Annotated in this window: 1 protein-coding gene; it reads right to left on the bottom strand. The window is 37.7% G+C overall.

From position 1 onward, the window contains the following. Window positions 1-171: 171 nt before the first annotated feature. A partial coding sequence (locus ACFIKJ_RS09655) for a hypothetical protein (protein WP_375670572.1) occupies window positions 172-639 on the bottom strand: 468 nt, incomplete at its 5' end.

Raw genomic sequence — 639 nt, 5'->3', positions numbered from 1 at the left:
TCGAGTAAGAGCATGTTTGATTTTTTTGATTTCACTGGTTAATTCGTATTTTTTGCACATAGAGATACCCTCACAATCTAATGTGATAAACATTTGATAAAATTTGGAATGGGAAAATTTGAAAGAGGGGCGCCCCCGCCACGCCTGTACTTTCATTTACACTGCTTTAGATTAGACCCAGACAATCTCTAATTCACCATAAGGAGAGAGACGTTCAGTATAGGTTTTTATTTTAGTAGACCCGCCGACATTTTCACGAATAACAGCAATTCCATGAATATGAGCATTTTCAAAAACATGCACGTTATTTGCTATACGAGCGTTTTCATAAACCCTAGCATTGTCATAAACATAGGCATTATCATAAATAATAGCCTTGCCATACACATGAGCATTACCATAGACATGGGAATTATCAGAAATAACAGCATTGCCATAAACATGGGCATTATTATAGACATAGCCAGCAACGATAGCATTGTCATAAACCCACGCATGACCATAGATATGACCACAAGTGGCAGCATTGCCAAAAACCCTTGCATTTTCATAAACGTGACCATTTTTAAACACAAGAGCCTCATCATACACCCAGCAATTTCCCTCATGAGAGAGGTTATCTTCCTTTTCAATAAAGCC

It is taken from the genome of Bartonella sp. PS7NMGDW, assembly GCF_042193585.1.
Classification (GTDB): Bacteria; Pseudomonadota; Alphaproteobacteria; order Rhizobiales; family Rhizobiaceae; genus Bartonella; species Bartonella grahamii.
Note: the sequence above shows the minus strand (reverse complement) of the source record. Positions and strands in the feature narration are given on the sequence as shown.